Source organism: Pantoea pleuroti, assembly GCF_014156615.1.
GTDB lineage: Bacteria > Pseudomonadota > Gammaproteobacteria > Enterobacterales > Enterobacteriaceae > Pantoea > Pantoea agglomerans.
Genome location: NZ_SBFD01000007.1, coordinates 84,727 through 102,709, shown reverse-complemented (window position 1 = coordinate 102,709; position 17,983 = coordinate 84,727). Strand labels below are relative to the sequence as shown.

14 protein-coding genes are annotated in these 17,983 nt (G+C 55.3%); 3 read left to right on the top strand and 11 right to left on the bottom strand.

Annotated elements, in window-relative coordinates; genetic code table 11:
• Positions 1–324: 324 nt before the first annotated feature.
• From EPG66_RS16730 to glyQ, 8 genes are all read right to left on the bottom strand, one after another.
• A complete protein-coding gene (locus EPG66_RS16730; RefSeq protein ID WP_182687575.1) occupies positions 325–1,587 on the bottom strand; it encodes a glycosyltransferase family 9 protein in 1,263 nt (420 codons plus the stop codon).
• A 777-nt stretch (positions 1,588–2,364) separates the two neighbouring features.
• Complete coding sequence (locus tag EPG66_RS16725; RefSeq protein WP_033759390.1) at positions 2,365–2,562, bottom strand: hypothetical protein; 198 nt, start codon at positions 2,560–2,562, stop codon at positions 2,365–2,367.
• Positions 2,563–2,571: 9 nt separating this feature from the next.
• Positions 2,572–7,287 (bottom strand): hemagglutinin repeat-containing protein, encoded by a 4,716-nt coding sequence (locus EPG66_RS16720; RefSeq protein ID WP_343055267.1) that lies wholly within the window; start codon positions 7,285–7,287, stop codon positions 2,572–2,574.
• A 233-nt stretch (positions 7,288–7,520) separates the two neighbouring features.
• A complete protein-coding gene (locus tag EPG66_RS16715; RefSeq protein WP_031593498.1) occupies positions 7,521–7,787 on the bottom strand; it encodes a hypothetical protein in 267 nt (88 codons plus the stop codon).
• Positions 7,784–8,734, bottom strand: a complete 951-nt coding sequence (locus EPG66_RS16710) for a hypothetical protein (protein ID WP_182687573.1) — start codon at positions 8,732–8,734, stop codon at positions 7,784–7,786. The genes EPG66_RS16715 and EPG66_RS16710 overlap by 4 nt, the downstream gene beginning before the upstream one ends.
• Positions 8,697–8,930, bottom strand: a complete 234-nt coding sequence (locus EPG66_RS16705) for a hypothetical protein (RefSeq protein WP_227024349.1) — start codon at positions 8,928–8,930, stop codon at positions 8,697–8,699. The genes EPG66_RS16710 and EPG66_RS16705 overlap by 38 nt, the downstream gene beginning before the upstream one ends.
• A gap of 375 nt (positions 8,931–9,305) precedes the next feature.
• A complete protein-coding gene (gene glyS, locus EPG66_RS16700) occupies positions 9,306–11,375 on the bottom strand; it encodes a glycine--tRNA ligase subunit beta (RefSeq protein WP_182687571.1) in 2,070 nt (689 codons plus the stop codon).
• Between the two features lie 9 nt (positions 11,376–11,384).
• Positions 11,385–12,296 carry a glycine--tRNA ligase subunit alpha gene (gene glyQ, locus EPG66_RS16695; RefSeq protein ID WP_010258942.1) on the bottom strand — a complete coding sequence of 304 codons (912 nt, stop codon included), beginning with the start codon at positions 12,294–12,296 and terminating at the stop codon, positions 11,385–11,387.
• 221 nt (positions 12,297–12,517) lie between these two features.
• On the opposite strand from glyQ, the gene EPG66_RS16690 reads away from it, so the two are divergent.
• Positions 12,518–13,513, top strand: coding sequence for an acyltransferase (locus EPG66_RS16690; protein WP_083070440.1), 996 nt, complete (start codon positions 12,518–12,520; stop codon positions 13,511–13,513).
• Here EPG66_RS16690 and EPG66_RS16685 read toward each other — a convergent pair.
• Together EPG66_RS16685 and yieH are read right to left on the bottom strand one after the other, a co-directional pair.
• On the bottom strand, positions 13,498–14,430 hold the full coding sequence (locus tag EPG66_RS16685; RefSeq protein WP_143991295.1) for a GlxA family transcriptional regulator: 933 nt from the start codon (positions 14,428–14,430) through the stop codon (positions 13,498–13,500). The genes EPG66_RS16690 and EPG66_RS16685 overlap by 16 nt on opposite strands.
• Before the next feature lie 11 nt (positions 14,431–14,441).
• On the bottom strand, positions 14,442–15,101 hold the full coding sequence (gene yieH / locus EPG66_RS16680) for a 6-phosphogluconate phosphatase (RefSeq protein WP_010258939.1): 660 nt from the start codon (positions 15,099–15,101) through the stop codon (positions 14,442–14,444).
• Positions 15,102–15,253: 152 nt separating this feature from the next.
• Here yieH and EPG66_RS16675 point away from each other — a divergent pair, with 152 nt between their 5' ends.
• Positions 15,254–16,567: an NCS2 family permease gene (locus EPG66_RS16675; RefSeq protein WP_010258938.1), complete on the top strand. Its 1,314-nt coding sequence runs from the start codon at positions 15,254–15,256 to the stop codon at positions 16,565–16,567.
• Positions 16,568–16,603: 36 nt separating this feature from the next.
• Here EPG66_RS16675 and EPG66_RS16670 read toward each other — a convergent pair whose 3' ends face one another.
• Positions 16,604–17,353, bottom strand: coding sequence for a 4'-phosphopantetheinyl transferase family protein (locus EPG66_RS16670; protein WP_039390391.1), 750 nt, complete (start codon positions 17,351–17,353; stop codon positions 16,604–16,606).
• A 220-nt stretch (positions 17,354–17,573) separates the two neighbouring features.
• Between EPG66_RS16670 and EPG66_RS16665 the strand changes: the two genes are divergently transcribed.
• Positions 17,574–17,933: a nuclear transport factor 2 family protein gene (locus EPG66_RS16665; RefSeq protein WP_182687570.1), complete on the top strand. Its 360-nt coding sequence runs from the start codon at positions 17,574–17,576 to the stop codon at positions 17,931–17,933.
• Positions 17,934–17,983: the final 50 nt, after the last annotated feature.

Sequence of the window (17,983 nt, the reverse complement as noted above, 5' to 3'; positions counted from 1 at the left end):
TATTGAGAAGAGGATGTAAACGAAATAGTAAATGGAAAAAACAATCCGTTTTTCAGAGGCGCCTCGCAGTTTTTTACCTGGCTTTTTGGGATTAAAGGTTATTGTTTTCAGGCAAATTTTTACCCACCTGCATACCCACCACCGCATGCACAATCAGGTTTGCTTCAGTATTTCACCACATCTTTTCTGTCAGCCCCTTTCGTGATAGTCAGCGTATGTATCTGCTCTGCAGGATAGGGTGCCGCTGCGGCGTGAGAGCTTTATAAGCCAGCCCACTTAAGAAGGACAATGGTGTCTGGCACGGCAGGACGCTTTATCTGCTGGTCAGCAGCAGAGCTGATCAGAGGAGGCGATACAGCAGTCGGGAGCATGATAACCGTGCGTACGAACAGGTTCTTTCAACTCGATCACCGATACGGATTCCTGAAATTTCATCTCACGCTTGCCCAATAAATTCCTTCGGATTATCTCTTTAAAAATACGCTCAGGGATATTCTCAGCATCGGATGTTTTATCATCATGAACAATGATGTGGCTTGCGTTTTCATAGCCTGGCGCCCACATATTATTATTAGGCGCATTTTTGTAAACGGCGATAAGAGGTTTTTTCCACGCAGCAGAGATATGTACAATTGATGTATCTGGCGTTATCACCACGTCCGATTCTTTAATTAATGCCATCACATGATGCAAAGTATAAAAGGGATTTTTCACAACATTTCCAGGAAGCGGCACCGCTATTTCATTACGATGATCCAGAATGATGACTTTCACCTCTCTGCTGTTATTATTAATCATATTAATAATTTCCAGCAATTGCTGTTGTGAGAAGTTCCTTTCCGGCGTGCCAGCAAAAGCATTAATAACAATTTTTTTCTTATTTTCCCACGGACTAAGAAAGTGCCTCACCTCATCAAGCACAACATCAGGAAAATGAAGACTGTAAGAGAAATTGCCTGTCGCTTTAACGCCAATGCTTTTACTTATCAAAGAAAGTAACTCTGTAACATGCTGCTTTTCATTTTTATAGGGAACCGAAACTGTGTAATGGCTGATGTCAGATTTCTTATTTAGGCCAATAACGAATCTGGCATTGATATCCCGAAATAACTTCATCCGATGCACCGGCGTTTCGGATAAGCAAGGATCGATAATCAGATCATACTTATTTCTATTTAGCTTCTTCATCGTTGCTTTTGAAACGGTATGATAAAAAGACTTCAGGTAATGGTTATAACTGCAATCTGCTGCCTTATAGATATGTCTGATAAAAGGGCTGTATTTTATTACGTCGTAACAGGCTTCAGTTACCAGCAAATCTACTGCATAGCCATCCTGATGAAGCGACCTGATGAGTGGCATCGAAACGATGATATCACCCAGCTTACCTTCATTGCGAACAAGCAGTATAGTTTTCACGGAGTCAGGTTCAAAGGAGACTTTTTTCCGTTTATCCCACAGAAGCTTTGCAATAGACTTTCTTGCCTCGAGTTTCACCTCTTTGAGATAGTAGTTTTTTCTTCGATTCCATTCGCGTATTTTTTTGAATGGTCCCTTTGATACGGTGATCCTCACATCCTTATTCATTTCACCCTTCCTGCTTCCTGAGCAGATCATTCATTTGATACAAAAAAATCACTTGAACCAATCGTCTTTTATTTATATTAACCTTTAAATAATCGTGTGATTCTACAACATCCTGAAACGCTTACGCTATACAATAATATTTAATCGTTCTGCAGGATCATCATTCAATTAACATCACTGATTGGATTTTTGCTAAAAATACCCAGCCATTATCGTTCCCATTAACCTTACTGCATCATACGCCGCGATATGACAACTCAGGTTGCTAAATATAAGTTATTCACTGAAATTTCACTAATGGTAAGCTCTGATAAATAATCCACTCAAAGGTAATCATAGAATAGAATCAACTATTTTTAACATTACTTCCCGAATACTTATTACGGACATAGCGCCAGGATAAACGCTTTCAGGGATAATGGCGAGTTGATTATTGACGGGAAAGCCTGTTTTTTATGTGGGCCGTTCAACCTGATCCACTTTGGGGTCCCGGGGCGAAGCCCAGACCAGGTTATTTTGTCATTACCGCCACGGCATGGCGGTAATGACAAAACATTTCCTGTCCTTCACTTTACCTACGATTGAAGATACCAGTTGGTCGATATCGGTATGGTGAATAGATGATGGATGGCGACTGGATCATCGAGTCCGATATTACCGACGCTGAACAACAGGAGGTCACCGCTGCACCCGGCGCACGTCGGTCATGGCGGCGGGAGGATGGGGTTTTTAGGGCGTAAAAGCACAAATCCCGGCCAACTGGCCGGGATTTTTGTACTAATTCCATTCCACATTAAAATCAGCTAACTGATTATCTAGGAACTGTCTTTTCTCAAACCAATAATCAAAAACCTCAGCCTCTCCGCTACTTAAAATTAGGTAGAACCCTCCTGTTTCACCCTCTGTATCATCGACAATTTGGATTTCCCATCCAGCATATTCGCCATCATTAACGATGCCTTTCTTTAAGAGCATTTTGCTTCCTTAGTCTTTATAAGGAACATGGTTGTTCGAAATATACTTGCCTGTTGTAGGATTTTTTACACCAAAATGTACGTGTGGAACTCCCGGCGCATGGGCACCACCAATTGAACCTGAGTCAATCCTAAATTCTTTTGTCCCATCAGCACTATGGTAAACACCAGATCCTGGTTTTCCAATCTCTTTATATCCCGTTCCTAAGAATTTTAAACCAGCAGCTAACGCTTCATCTGAACTCAAAGTTGTTGAACTGGTGAAGTTTTTCTTACCAGATAAGGTCTCATTAATGACAGTATCTATCTTGCTGTTTGAATTCTCTGAAAGATAAACTATGTCTTTCTTCGTGAGAGGATCGGCTCCCGGATTGACTAAGATATTCCCAACAGTATCAGGTTTTCCTTCCGTATTACCGGTATTAGTAGCTCCCTGTCCTGAAGCCTGATTATTACCAGTGTTGGTCGGCGTATCATTTGGATCTAACTGCTGATTTCCACCTGTGTTGGCTGGACCTGACCCAGCTATCTGGTCACCACCGGTATGAACAGGCGCGTATTTATCATGAAGCGAACTGAGATACTTTCTTGTGTTCTCGTCGTTACCCATCATTTGCAGGGTAACAAGATGCTCCAGTTCGTCGGAGGTCATTTTATCAGCTACATCTTTAATGGCCAGTCCGGCAAGCCCTGTGATTCCGGCTTTCGCCCCGATTTCCAGCAGCTGCTCTGCAACCTTATTCCGGCACGGTGAAAGTGCGGCACAACCACGCGCAACCAGTGCAAGATTATTGTTTTCAACCGCGTTCTTACCCGCCTGAGCCCCCGCAACAATATCCGCCGTGCTGTCACCAACCACGCCGCCCGCCAGACCCGCCGCCAGCGTTCCCAGCGCACTTATCGTCTGGCGCTGCTCCTCAGACAGGTCTTTACGTTTAACGCCCGGATACAGCTGCTGCGCGATGTACTCGCCCATCACCGCGCCCGAGGCGCCCGCCAGCGCAGCATTGCCCGCCGCGTACGAGGTTACCGCACCCAGCACCGCATGCGCCATCAGGTTCGCTTCAGTGTTCACCTTACCCGTTATCGGATCCGTGGTCAGCTCGTGTATCTTTTCCGCCAGATACGGCGCTGCCGCACCGCTCAGCGCCTGCGCCAGGTTCCCGCCCGACAGGCCCTGCACCGCCGCCGTCACCGCGCTGATGGCACGCTGCACCTTACCGCCGGTCCCGAACGGTTTCTGCGCCGTGTCGTAAGCCTGCTTCGCCACCTCATCAGCGGTCGGATTCAGTTTTCCTTTTCCGGCCAGCTCTTCTCTCGCCGCCTGAAGCGCCGCCGGGTCCTGCTGCGCCTTCAGGCCCGCTATCTGGCCCTGCGTCCGGGCGATATCCCCCGCCTGAGCCCCGATTTCCCCGATAAGCTGCGCCGCCTTCAGCCGGTTCTGCTCCTTCTCCTTGTCGAAGATGACGTCCAGCCCCGGATTGGCGTTCGCCACGTCGCGGCTTAAACCGGCAACGTCCTGCTTCTGCTTTTCCTTATCGCGGATAACTATCGTGCCTTCACTCACAGCGGATTTCGTGGTGCTGTCCGCGCTGCCGCTGTCGTTCAGACCCGCCAGCATCCCGTTTGCCATGTTCCCGGCGAACTGACCGCCGATGCTGCCGCCGGTGCTCATGCCCGCGCTCTGGTGCTCCACCTCATATTCCGCGTGGTTCTCTATGTCGCCGAAGCCCAGCGTGCCGGTGTCGAGCCGGTTTTTATCCGCCGTCGCCGTCGAGCTGATGACTGCACCGTTCAGCTGCGTGTGCTCACCCACCGTGACGTCAAAGCCGCCCTTCCCGGCAAAGATACCGGTCTGCTCGGCCACGCTCTGCCAGGTGCTGTGCATCTTATCCCGGCTCACGTTCACGTTCGCCGACCCGGTCATTGAGCCGAAGGTGAAGCTGCCGCCCGCGCTGGCGCTCTGCTGTTTGCTGTCGTAGCGGTCGCTGTCCTGCTCTGAGGTCAGCGTCAGGTTGCGGCCCGCGTCCACCTTCACGCTCTCACCGCTCGCCTGCGCGCCCGTGAGCGTCGTGTCGCGCCCGCTGGTCAGGCTGAGTCGGTTGCCCGCGTCCAGCGTGGTCTCGCTGTGCGTCAGCCCGTTGCCTTTTTCGCTGCCCTTCGCCGCGTTGACGCTCGCCGACACGCTGATGCCGTAGCCGCCCGACCCCACGCCGATGCCGACACCGACGCTGCCGCCCTTGCTGCTGTTTTTCCCATCGGTGCTCTGCGTGTTCTGCGCCGACTGCAGCAGGATGTCCCGTGACGCATCCAGGCTCAGGTCGCCGCCCGCCTTCAGCTGGCTGCCGGTGATGCTGATGTCGCCGCTCTGCGCCGTGCCGTTTTTGCCGGTTGCCGTGACGGTCAGATTCCGGCCCGCCGTCAGCGTACTGCCCTGCGACTGACTGCTCTCAGTACGCGCTTCGCTTTTCGACGACTGGCTGCCGTACGAGGCGCTGACGCCGATGGTGTTGGTCGATCCCGCCTGATAGCCGTCCTGCCCGGGCTTCAGGTCGCCGGCTGCATTGTGCGCGTCCGCGGCGGCAGTGTTCAGCCCGTCCATCTGATACGCCTGCGCCGCCTGCACCCCGTTCAGCGCCGCCTGGGTGTTCTGCAGCGCGCTGACCCGCCCGTCACCCGACTTCCTGGCCTGCTGCGCGGTGCTGACCGCCGTGTTGAGCGCGCTGCCTGCCGTGCCTGACAGGGCGATGCTAAGACCGCTCTGTTTCTGCTCGAAGGTTTCCTTACGGCTGCGTGAATCAAAGCCCGGGTCGATAGTTACGCTGTCGCCCGTCAGGTTCATGTCTTTACCCGCCACCAGGTCTGCGCCGCCGACGTGCAGCCGGTTGCCCGCCGTGATGTCCACGCTGCCCTGGCTGCTGCCGATGGTGCTGACGCTCTGGCTCTGGGTGGTGCCTTTCTCATCAATTTCGTGCCGCGTGGACTGCTTGCCGACGGTGAAGCCGATGCCGCCGCTGCTCATCAGCCCGCTTTTTTTCTTTTCTTTCAGCTGGTAGTGGCTGTCGGTCTCGGTCGCCGCGCCGATCTCCACGTCGCGCCCGGCCCGGAGATTGACGTCCTGGTCGGCAGCCACCGCCGATCCGGTCACCGTCAGGTCGCGTCCGGCGATGACCGTGACGCTTTCGCCGCTCAGCAGGCTACCGTTCTCACGCGTGGTGACGTCCCGCGTCACGCTGTGACCGCTGCTTTTGTTCAGCAGACCTTTATTCTCTGAGCGTTCTTCACTGTAGAGCGACTCACGTTCGGTGGCGGTGTTCAGTACCACGTCCTGTTTTGCCTGCAACCCGACCGCGCCCTGTTCGCTGTGCAGCGTACTGCCGGTAACGGTGACGTCGCCCTCGCGCCCGATCACCGTCACGCCCAGCTGCCCGCTGAAGGTGCTGCCGGTGCTGCTCTCACGTGCAGTTTCCTCTTCACGGTGGGTGCGGGTATTACCCTCGCGCTTGTTTTCGCTGTCCTGAGCTACCAGGCTGGCGCGTGCGTCTTTAATGGTAACGTTCTGCGCGCTGACGCCAATGCGGCCCTCTGTACTGTCAACCTGCGCGCCTTCGGCCAGCAGGTTATTACCCGCCACCAGCGTCACACCCTGAGCGCCGCTCAGGGTGCTGAGCAACAGACGATCTTCCTGGCGACTATTGCTGACCGACGAGGTCCGGCTGTCGGCCTCAAGATGGGTGGTATTGGTGGTGGTTTCAGCACCGATGCGAATGTCTCCGCCAGCCTGAACCCGGGCGGAGCCGGAGGCGCTGGCCTGACTACCGGTCAGCGTCAGATCACGACCGGCCGAGAGCAGAAGATTGCCACCGGCGTTAAGCTCGCTGCCCTGCGCCTGCTGCCACTCGCCGCTGACCTGGGCCATGCGCCTGCCCGCTTCTTCCATGCCGCTGCTGGTGCGGTTACCCATCGCCCCGGAGATAACGCTCAGACTGCCGCTGTGGCTGCTTTTTGCCGCGCTAATCGACAGGTCGTTGCGCGCACTCAGGCTAAGGTTACTGGTGGCATTGAGCTTCGCGCCCTGTAGCCGGATATCAGTGCCGCTGAGGCTGATATCCTCAGCGCTCATCGTCGCCTGACGCAGGGCATTCTGCAGATCGGTACTGATCGTCAGCGTCTCCGTCTTCACATCAATGCTGCCCGCCGTGATGTCGCCGCCCAGGTGCTGAAACTGCCCGCTGTCGATGGAGAGCGCCTGGTCCGCAAAGAGGTTACCGGCATTGGTCACGCTGTCTGCCGAGAGCTGCAAAGTACCGCCGCCAATCACCGCGCCCGCGCCGGTCAGGCGCAGCGTGGTCTGAGCCAGATAAACCTTCGGCACCCACACCGTCTGAGGGCCGTCTGCCGTATCAACCGTTTCGCTGACCAGCCAGACGATATCCTGTTGCAGCGCCGCAATCTGTTGCGGCGTCAACGCCACGCCCGGCACCAGATGGAAATCCTGCGCCACTTTAGAGCCGTTGTTCATTAGCTCCTGATACTGCGCCATCGCATCCCAGCCGTTAACGGAAGGCCTGCCAGTCAGTTTCAGGACCTGCTCGCGAACCAGACGCTGCTCATAAAAACCGTCGCCCAGGCGTTTATGCACCTGTGACGGATCGTAACCCACCCGTTCAAGCAGATAGTCGCTGCTGATAAATTTGCTCTGACTGGTAAAGCGCTCGTCAGTCACAATCAGGAACGGACTACCCGCAGCAGTGTGCTGGCTGAACAGACCATTATTGGGGATGGTTGTGGCGACCTTCTCCAGCTATTGTAGAGCCGTCAGAGCCAGTTCAGCCGGTAACAGTGGGCGACCCGATGTGTTATCACCCGTCGTAAGTTCTGTGTCGCCGTCATGACGGGCGACGCCGTCTACGGCAAAGGCCAGGCCACACGGTATTAGCTGGTCAATGATTGAGAATATTAAATACCCTTGTTAAAACCCCTATTACCAAACTGATGCCCAAAACATTTTCCGGTTTTCATATCGACGTAAATATTCACGGGAGTAGAGGTCTCAATCTCCATCCATGACTTGTTTTCTACATCTTCGCTAGAAGTCTCAACGATATAGCATTCAACACCATCATAAAAAGCCGTTTGAATGAAAGTAAATTTCTCACTCCATCCCATTTTATGCCGGGATGCGTAGTCACGAGCGGCGTCCTTAGCGTCTTCTAAGCTTATCATTGCTGAATTCCATAATAGACATTGTACATAGCACCGCCTACAACAACCGGCCCAAGAAGTACGCCAGCTGCTTCATGTCGAAGTGCGGTAAAGGTAATCTCATAGTTATTGGTTAACGGGAATTTGAAACCATTAATAACATAACGTGGTGACATTCCTTTCGCTCTCATTAGCCCAACCATCTCGGCAAATGCTTCTTCCAGATACCGTAAAATATATGACCTGTTGTAGGAGCTAGTATGCATAAAGGCTCTAAGCTCTCGAAGCAGATAAAACTTTGGCGCAATGGAGGAATGTACCCGCTCATGATATATGGCCGCCAGAACATCCTCAGCCGCTTGTTCCGCTGTTTTTACTGTACGGTCGTAGGCTCTGCCAATAGTAATGTCACCCCATAAATTAGTTGAACCTAACCCGGCATTTTGCCTATCAGTAAAGCGGATTTTTGGGCGATACCGCCAGGATGAAGAAGTGTTTCGGGGGCCATTCATTGCGCGGCCCACTGATGCGCTGTATTTAGGCATACGTATATTTCTGTATGAATGCCTGAAGGCGTCGCGAGGGTTCTTTTTCAGTAAAATCGCCATCACAGTATCTACGCCAATCATGGTAATGGCTGCCGCTAAACAGGCAGCCGCATCATCAAGATTACTTTCGGTCCTGGCTTTGTATGTGGTCTTACTGAATTCGTAGAGCTTTTTTGAAGCCTCAACAGCCACACCACCTACGGCAACCCAACCCGCCACAATCAGAATGAGGTCAGCTAACTCACCAATACCAAAAAAGTGTGCACCAGCCCATAAACCAGTTATTGCAGCCATTGTGGCCAATGCCTGAGGGGTCAGCATTGCCAACAACTGTTGACCGACATCACCAGGCAGAATTTTTGCAGCCTTAGTGATGGAAAGTTCAAGTTTTTGCTGCATATCCATATTTGAGACATTCATCTAAACACCTTTTAGGATTATTTTCACGCGTCTGCTGACGCAGTTGCTCGCGGGCATCAATCGCCTGGCCTTCTTCACGGGGATTATCGGCTGGCGGGGCTGCCATCACCGGGAAAGCAGAGCAGAGCAGCGCGCCTGCCACCATGGCGAGCAGACGCACTGGCGGATGCCAGAGCAATAAACAAATCCTTTTCATGAAAATTCCATTTCACTAACTGTAACTGGGTGTAAATTCTGGCGAATTATCCATCAGGAAAGGGGGAAAACAAGAGGGTTGGCTATTTTTCGGGCGGTTTCTTAACCTCCGGATTTTGAAAAAATCTTAGGGTATTCCAGGAAAAAATCAGAAATTAACCATTTGATATATATTCAATATTTATCAAGTGGCGCATCAACACAGCCGATTTTTGATGACCGGCAATGGCAGTTTGAGCACTTTATCGTATTCATTTGCACCCTAAAAAATGGCCGCTATAGCGGTCACACTCAGGTATGAGTTGAAGACATCAGGCCAAAAAATCCCATAAAAAAAGGGACGATTGCTCGTCCCTTTTCCGCACAACAAATAGCATTACTGCAGCAGCGAGATATCCGCGACCTGCAGGAACAGCTCACGCAGTTTTGACAGCAGCGTCAGGCGATTAACCCGCACCGCCTGATCGTCGGCGTTAACCATCACTTTATCGAAGAAGTTGTCTACCGCAGTACGCAGCTGTGCCAGTTCGACCAGCGCATCCTGATAGCGGCCTTCAGCAAAGTAAGGCTGCAGCTTGCTGCTCAGCGCAGTGACGAAGGTCGCCAGCTGGATCTCTTCGTTCTCTTTCAGCAGCGACGCCTGCACGCTTTCATTCAGCGTTTCGGTCGATTTCGCCAGAATGTTAGAGACGCGCTTGTTCGCCGCCGCCAGTGCTGCGGCTGCTTCCAGCGTACGGAAGTGCGACACCGCTTTCATGCGTGCATCAAAGTCAGCCGGACGGGTCGGACGACGCGCCAGAACCGCCTGCAGCGTGTCGATGCTGTGACCCTCTTCCTGATACCAGGCGCGGAAGCGACCCAGCATAAAGTCGATCACATCATCCACCACGCGGGCGTTGCTCAGCTTGCTGCCATACAGGCGCACCGCTTCTTCGGTCAGAGTCTGCAGATCGAGCGGCAGGTTCTTCTCAACGATGATACGCAGTACGCCCAGCGCCGCACGACGCAGTGCGAACGGATCTTTGTCGCCTTTTGGATGCTGACCAATGCCGAAAATACCGGCCAGCGTATCCATTTTATCGGCAATCGCCAGCGCACAGGCGACCGGGCTGGACGGCAGATCGTCACCGGCAAAGCGCGGCTGATACTGCTCATTCAGCGCCACCGCCACATCTTCGGCTTCGCCGTCGTGACGCGCGTAGTGCATGCCCATCACGCCCTGGGTGTCGGTGAACTCGAAGACCATGTTGGTCATCAGGTCACACTTCGACAGCAGGCCCGCGCGGGTGGCGTGATTCACATCTGCGCCAATTTCACCGGCAATCCAGCCCGCGAGGGCCTGAATGCGATCGGTTTTATCACGCAGCGTGCCCAGCTCTTTCTGGAACAGCACCGTCTCCAGACGCGGCAGGTGATCTTCCAGACGCTTTTTGCGGTCGGTATTAAAGAAGAATTCCGCATCGGCCAGGCGTGGACGTACCACTTTTTCGTTGCCGGAGATAATCTGGCGCGGATCGCTGGATTCGATGTTGGTGACGAAAATGAAGTTCGGCATCAGGTTGCCGTCATTGTCATACACCGGGAAATACTTCTGATCGCCTTTCATGGTGTAGACCAGCGCTTCCGCAGGCACCTTGAGGAATTTCTCTTCAAAGGTCGCGGTCAGGACCACCGGCCACTCCACCAGCGATGTCACCTCTTCCAGCAGGCTGTTGCTGATATCAGCGTTGCCGCCTAAACGGCGTGCTGCCGCTTCAGCATCGGCTTTGATCATCGCTTTGCGGACCTGATAGTCGGCAATGACCTGGCCGCGTTTTTCCAGCACATCAGGGTATTGATCGGCGCTTTCGAGCGTGATTTCGCTTTCACCCATAAAGCGGTGACCACGAATAATCCGGTCTGACGCGATGCCCAGAATGGTGCCTGGGATCAGCTCATCGCCCAGCAGCATCGTCACGGTGTGAACCGGACGAACGAACTGCACATCGCTGTTGCCCCAGCGCATCAGTTTTGGCACCGGCAGCTTGCTGAGCGCGGTAGCGATCATTGCGGGCAGTAGCGCCTGGGCCGCTTCGCCTTTGACCTGAGCGCGATAAACCAGCCATTCGCCTTTATCGGTGGCGAGACGTTCAGCCTGATCGACGGTAATGCCGTTGCCACGCGCCCAGCCTTCAGCGGCTTTGGTCGCGTTGCCGTCAGCGTCAAACGCAGCAGAGATCGCCGGTCCGCGCTTCTCTACTTCCCGATCGGGTTGTGAGGCGCTCAGGTTTGCGACTTTCAGCGCCAGACGACGCGGCGCAGCAAACCAGCTGACCTCGCCGTGGCTCAGGTTAGCGGCATCCAGTTCAGCAGTGACCTGCGCGGCAAAGGCTTCTGCCAGGCTGCGCAGGGCTTTTGGTGGCAGCTCTTCGGTGCCGATCTCCACCAGGAAGGTTTGTTCAGTCATGGCTGCCTCTTACTTTTTGTTATTGCACATCGGGAAGCCCATTGCCTCGCGAGAGGCGTAGTAAGCTTCAGCCACGGCTTTGGTCAGGGTACGAATGCGCAGAATATAGCGCTGACGCTCTGTTACCGAGATCGCTTTGCGGGCATCCAGCAGGTTGAAGCTGTGTGCCGCTTTCAGAATGCGTTCGTAGGCGGGCAGTGGCAGCGGTTTTTCCAGCGCCAGCAGATGCTGCGCCTCTTTCTCATACTGCTCGAAGCAGGTAAAGAGGAAATCAACGTCGGCGTATTCGAAGTTATAGGTGGATTGCTCCACTTCGTTCTGATGGAACACGTCGCCGTAGGTGGTTTTGCCCAGCGGACCGTCGCTCCACACCAGATCGTAAACGCTGTCGACGCCCTGGATGTACATCGCCAGACGCTCCAGACCGTAGGTGATCTCGCCGGTCACCGGCTTACACTCCATGCCGCCAACCTGCTGGAAGTAGGTGAACTGCGTCACTTCCATGCCGTTGAGCCACACTTCCCAGCCGAGTCCCCAGGCACCCAGCGTCGGGTTTTCCCAGTTATCTTCCACGAAGCGAATGTCATGCACCGTCGGGTCCATACCCAGCTCTTTCAGCGAGCCAAGATAGAGCTCCTGAATGTTGTCCGGTGAGGGTTTGATGATCACCTGGAACTGGTAATAGTGTTGCAGACGGTTCGGGTTTTCACCGTAGCGGCCATCGGTGGGACGGCGTGATGGCTGCACGTAAGCGGCGGCGATCGGCTCCGGGCCGAGTGCGCGCAGGCAGGTCATCGGGTGTGAAGTGCCAGCGCCCACTTCCATGTCCAGCGGTTGGACAATGGTGCAGCCCTGACGCGCCCAGTAATCCTGCAAGGTCAGGATCAGCCCCTGAAAGGTTTTGGTATCAAACTTTTGCATGTTGAGTGTGCACGCGCTTCGGTTAGATTAAAAAAAGAGGCCGACAGTATACCCTTTGACCGCGCGATGTGCAGCCGTAAATCCCAGGCGCTACCGGCGCGTTTTCGCAGTGATTCAGTGCGCTGGCATACAGATGGCTCCGAATCCTGCTGGCAGCAGTTGTTGCTCTGGTCGCATTTGGCTACCCTTTTGCGCACGGACGCTATGCGCAAGAGGATGCCATGCCGCAGAAGATTTACTGGATCGATAATTTACGCGCGGTTGCCTGTCTGATGGTGATCGTGATTCATACCACCACCTGGTATATCACCGGGCCGATGGCGGTGACTGGCATCACCTGGGATGCGGCTAATCTGCTGAACTCAGCATCACGCGTCTGTGTTCCGCTGTTCTTTATGATCTCCGGCTATCTGTTTTTCGGCGAACGCAGCGCCCAGCCGCGCCATATGCTCCGGCTGGTGCTCTGTCTGTTGTTCTACAGCGCGGTATCGCTGGCCTATATCACCTGGCTGACCCCCATCAGCGAAGGGCGATCAATCCTGAAGATGCTGCAGAAGCCGGTGTTTTATCACCTGTGGTTCTTCTTTGCGCTGATCGGCATCTATCTGCTGTCGCCCCTGATCCAGGTAAAAACCGTGCAGGCGCGCTACGTGGCGCTGCTGGTGCTGGTGCTGGTGGTGCTCGCCAATCCCAATACGGTCAGCCAGTCGCTGGGGCCATTTCACTTTCTGCCGGTTAATCTCTATGTCAGCGGTGACAGTATCTACTACCTGCTCTATGCGCTGCTGGGACGGGCTATCGGCACGATGGAGACGACCCGGCGCGGCCTGACGCCGCTGGCTGCCGGACTGTTTATCGCCTGTGTGATTGGCATTACATTGGGGACGAAACAGGCGCTGATCGTCAATGGGGCGTTTAATGACACCTGGTATCTCTACTGCGGACCGCTGGTATTTATTGCCGCGATCAGCCTGCTGATCGTGTTTAAAAACAGCCTGAACCAGCGCACGCTGCCGGGTTTAACGGTGATTGCACGCTATTCACTGCCGATCTACGGCTTTCATGCGCTGTTCATTCACTACCTGCGAACGCATCATTACGATGATATGTCACGTCCGTGGCTCGACCTGCCCTGGGTGTTCGGGCTGACGCTGGGCGGCAGCCTGCTGCTGGGTATGGCACTGAAACGCGTCGATACCCGTCACTTTGTCAGCTGATCGGCTTCACGCTGGCGGGCGCGCCGTAGCTGGCGCGCCGATGAAAACCCCGCCGCCAGCGCCGCTTTTTCGGCAGATTCACCCTGCTGCTGACGCTGGCGTGCCACGCCAACCCGCAGCTGCTCATGGTATTCACGCACGCTAATCCCCAGATGCTGGCGAAACAGCCGCGCCAGATGGCGGCTACTGACATGCGTGCGTCCGGCCAGCTCGGTCAGGGTCCAGCCGTGCTCAGGATGGGCAATCATCAGATCCTGCGCCCGATGAATGGCCGGATGCATGTGGTTGCGGTAACGCAGCCACGGCGAAAGTTGCGGATCGTCACCGGCACGGCGAAACCAGACCACCATCTCCCGTGCTACCGCCAGCGCGGTTTGCGTATCACAGAGCTGATTAATCAGATGCAGCGCCAGATCGATTCCCGCCGTGATGCCTGCGCTGGTCCAGATATTCTCATGCCCGACAAACACCCGGTTCTCCTGCACCCGTGCGCGCGGGGCCGCGGCTTTCAGGCGGGCAATCACATCATGATGGGTGGTGCAGAGCACGTCATCCAGCATGCCTGCCTGCGCCGCCAGCAGCGCTCCCGAGCAGACGCAGACCAGCATAAAGGTCTGCGCGCGCAGCGCGGCGTGCTGGCGCATCAGCCAGTCGCGAGCCTCTCCGGCCTGCGGCGTGGCGTAACAGACCTGGGAGTCATAGACGCCTGGCACCACCAGCAGACTCCCGGCGGGCAACTTTTCAGGTAACGGTTCGATGCCGCCAATGGTCATGCCGGTGGAGCAGACCACCTCCGGCTGCGGGCCGATGTAGCGCAGCGTAAAGTGTTCGCCCGCCAGCTTCAGCGTCTCGGCCGGGCCGGTGAGATCCAGCGCCATCACGCCGGGCAGGGTTAAAAACCAGACGGTATGTGTCATGCTGGCCCGGGCTACACCAGATCCCAGCCACGGGCGCGCCACAGCGCAGGCAGTTGCGCCATATCATCGAAGCGCGTCACCAGGGGGTGATCCAGTTCAGGGTTGTGCGGGTCAGCGCAGTAGTAATAGACCGGAATGCCGGCGGCGATACCGGCGCGGGCGCCCGCTTCGGAGTCATCCACCAGAATGCAGCGCTCAATCGGCACCTGCATCTGTTCCGCCGCGTGGTACATCAGTTCCGGATCGGGCTTCCAGTGCAGAATGTCATAGCCGCTGTAGAGGTGCTCCGCAAACAGCGGCAGCATGCCGGTTAAGCCCAGCGAGTGCTGCATCTTTTTTACCGTCCCGTTTGAAACCACGCACATCGGCACCTTTATCTGCTCAACCAGCGCTTTCGCGCCCGGGATGGGCTGCAGTTGCTGATCAAACAGCCGCGCGACCTCTGCGCGATAGGCGGTCTCCACCTCTTCCATCGGTAGCGTCACCTGATGCGCGTCGCCAACGTCACGAATAATGTCGTAGAGTTTGACGCCCTTATACTTCTCAAACATCTGCTGCAGCGACAGTTCCAGGCCGTAACGGGCAAAGGTGTTGACGTAGGCCTGGGTACAGAGCAACTCACTGTCCACCAGCGTGCCATCGCAATCAAAAAAGACGCATTCTACTGACATCAGACTCTATCCTTCGATTCAGGGGTATGCTCCACACTCTACCGCACTCAGCGCAGATTGCGAGACTGGCAATCGGTTGCGAAAAATCATTGTATTGCCCCGGTAAAATCGCCAGGATACGCGCCGATGATTTTTTCTTCTGGATGGATGGCATGAGCAAGCAAGGCGTTTTGCAGCGCATCTTCAGGCTGCAGGAACATGGCACCACGGTGCGCACCGAAGTGATCGCGGGTATCACCACCTTTCTGACGATGGTCTACATCGTCTTCGTCAATCCGCAGATCCTCGGCGTCGCCGGCATGGATACCCAGGCGGTGTTTGTGACCACCTGTCTGATTGCCGCCTTTGGCAGCATTCTGATGGGACTGTTTGCCAATCTGCCGGTGGCGCTGGCGCCCGCAATGGGGCTGAACGCCTTTTTCGCCTTTGTGGTGGTTGGCGCGATGGGCTATTCGTGGCAGGTGGGTATGGGCGCGATCTTCTGGGGTGCGGTCGGCCTGCTGATCCTGACGCTGCTGCGGGTTCGCTACTGGATGATTGCTAATATCCCGCTGAGCCTGCGCGTCGGCATTACCGCCGGTATCGGCCTGTTTATCGCCATGATGGGGCTGAAGAATGCCGGTATTATCGTGCCGAATCCCGATACCCTGGTGGCCGTGGGGAACCTGACCTCGCACAGCGTACTGCTGGGCGCGCTGGGCTTCTTTATCATCGCTATTCTGGCATCACGCAATATCCACGCGGCAGTGCTGATCTCGATGGTGGTTACCACTGCTATCGGCTGGATGCTGGGTGACGTGAAGTTTGTCGGCCTTTTCTCTGCGCCGCCTTCCATTACTTCTGTGGTTGGCCAGGTGGATATCAAAGGCGCGTTCAACATCGGCATGGCGGGCGTGATCTTCTCCTTTATGCTGGTTAATCTGTTCGACTCCTCCGGCACGCTGATCGGCGTCACCGATAAAGCGGGACTGACTGATGAAACCGGCACTTTCCCGCGCATGCAGCAGGCGCTCTATGTCGACAGCATCAGTTCAGTGAGTGGCGCGCTGGCGGGCACCTCATCCGTGACCGCCTATATCGAAAGCACCTCGGGCGTGGCGATTGGTGGCCGTACCGGCCTGATGGCCGTGGTCACCGGCCTGCTGTTCCTGCTGGTGACCTTCCTGTCACCGCTGGCCGCGATGGTGCCATCCTACGCCGCTGCGGGCGCGCTGATTTACGTTGGGGTATTAATGACTGCCAGCCTGTCGCGCGTACGCTGGGATGATTTGACCGAAGCCGTTCCGGCGTTTGTGACCGCCGCCATGATGCCCTTCAGCTTTTCCATCACCGAAGGCATTGCGCTGGGATTCATCGCTTACTGCGTCATGAAGCTGGGTACTGGCCGCTGGCGTGAAATCAGCCCCTGCGTAGTGATTGTTGCTCTGCTGTTTGTGCTGAAGATTGTTTTTGTAGACGCGCACTAAGCGCATTCAGGGCCGCAACCTTCGGGTTGCGGCTTTTTACATTTCAGGATGCAGGCTGCGCTCGCTGGGCAGGCTGGTCAGCCGCAAAGCATGAGGCCCGATGTTGGGCTTACCCATCTCTATTTCGCGTAATGCGTGCCACTGAAAGGCGTTATCCATCTCCCACAGATGCAGACGCTGAGTCGCAGACGACAGCGCACACGACCAGACCAGCATGGGCTCCGCGTCGCACACCACCTGAATATCGGGATAGAGTGAAGATCGCAGCCGACCCGCACCGGGCAACAGGCGCAGCGAATCCAGTCCCCGATCGCCCTCTCCCGTCAGCTTGAGAATGCTCTGGCGTAATGTCCAGATCTGCGTCACCGCCTCCATGGCATCCTGCTGGGCATTGATCCAGGCGATCTCGCCCGAGGTTAATCCCTGAATCAGCTGCTCCTGAGTCTGACGGCTTCTGGCATGCACAATCTCCATATCCAGACCGGCACGTCCACCCTCTTCGGCCAGCAGCACACCCACCGTATTGCCCGCATAGGCGATGCTGAAATCGGGCAGATCGCTGTCAGCAAAAACGGGGCGTCCGTTGCCCTGAATAAGCAGGCGCGGCAGTTCACCAATGCCATAAACCCGTAGCATCAGTTGTGCCAGCAGGGTACGCGCGGCCAGAAATCGCCCACGGCGTTTGTCAGCAAACTGCTGTGCCGTGTCGGTGATAGCCTGGGGAATGCGTAAATCATTAGCCGGGAAGCCGGGATCGCCCGTCCAGCGTACAAAATGACCAGCCATCTGTCGCTCCGTGAAAATGGTCAGATAATCATCAGAAGCATTGTAGGAATTTTCTTACCTTAATGCACCTGGCAACGCACAGATAGGGGTAAATTCGGAATAGGATGAGCAGAATCGCGAGGGAGAGCTGACCGGCCAGGAACATCACAATGCCCACCTTCAACAGCTTAAAAGAATTATTGCCGCTGCCTGTCAGCACAGAATAACAGGAGGGTCAGCCATGTTGCTGGACGAAATGGTGAAACGAGAGCGCAGCCTGCACAGTGCCAGGCGACGGGAACTGGCGTGGCTGGAGCAGATACTCCATCCTGACTTTTATGAGATAACCCGTTCAGGACGCTTTGTGACTCGCGCGCAGACCATCGCGGCGCTGATAAAAGAAGATGCGATTCCCGATATGCTTAGTAGTAACTTTCAGCTGGTGAGCACGGGCGAGATGAGTCTGATACTGCACTACCAGAGCTGTGATGCCGATGGCAGCCGGGCCGCACTGCGCGCCTCACACTGGCTGTGCGAAGGTCAGAACTGGCGAATGGTGTTTCATCAGGGGACGCCTGCAGAAAATGCTGCGCCGCTGTGACACGCTGTTTATAAGGTCATCCGCGTCGCGATTCGAATCGCGACGCGGGC

What these genes read in the sequence shown, in the direction of transcription:
- EPG66_RS16730 (WP_182687575.1), bottom strand. Translation starts at nt 1,587, where the DNA reads ATGAATAAGGATGTGAGGATCACCGTATCAAAGGGACCATTCAAAAAA.
- EPG66_RS16725 (WP_033759390.1), bottom strand. Translation starts at nt 2,562, where the DNA reads ATGCTCTTAAAGAAAGGCATCGTTAATGATGGCGAATATGCTGGATGG.
- EPG66_RS16715 (WP_031593498.1), bottom strand. Translation starts at nt 7,787, where the DNA reads ATGATAAGCTTAGAAGACGCTAAGGACGCCGCTCGTGACTACGCATCC.
- EPG66_RS16710 (WP_182687573.1), bottom strand. Translation starts at nt 8,734, where the DNA reads ATGAATGTCTCAAATATGGATATGCAGCAAAAACTTGAACTTTCCATC.
- EPG66_RS16705 (WP_227024349.1), bottom strand. Translation starts at nt 8,930, where the DNA reads ATGAAAAGGATTTGTTTATTGCTCTGGCATCCGCCAGTGCGTCTGCTC.
- glyS (WP_182687571.1), bottom strand. Translation starts at nt 11,375, where the DNA reads ATGACTGAACAAACCTTCCTGGTGGAGATCGGCACCGAAGAGCTGCCA.
- glyQ (WP_010258942.1), bottom strand. Translation starts at nt 12,296, where the DNA reads ATGCAAAAGTTTGATACCAAAACCTTTCAGGGGCTGATCCTGACCTTG.
- EPG66_RS16690 (WP_083070440.1), top strand. Translation starts at nt 12,518, where the DNA reads ATGCCGCAGAAGATTTACTGGATCGATAATTTACGCGCGGTTGCCTGT.
- EPG66_RS16685 (WP_143991295.1), bottom strand. Translation starts at nt 14,430, where the DNA reads ATGACACATACCGTCTGGTTTTTAACCCTGCCCGGCGTGATGGCGCTG.
- yieH (WP_010258939.1), bottom strand. Translation starts at nt 15,101, where the DNA reads ATGTCAGTAGAATGCGTCTTTTTTGATTGCGATGGCACGCTGGTGGAC.
- EPG66_RS16675 (WP_010258938.1), top strand. Translation starts at nt 15,254, where the DNA reads ATGAGCAAGCAAGGCGTTTTGCAGCGCATCTTCAGGCTGCAGGAACAT.
- EPG66_RS16670 (WP_039390391.1), bottom strand. Translation starts at nt 17,353, where the DNA reads ATGGCTGGTCATTTTGTACGCTGGACGGGCGATCCCGGCTTCCCGGCT.
- EPG66_RS16665 (WP_182687570.1), top strand. Translation starts at nt 17,574, where the DNA reads ATGTTGCTGGACGAAATGGTGAAACGAGAGCGCAGCCTGCACAGTGCC.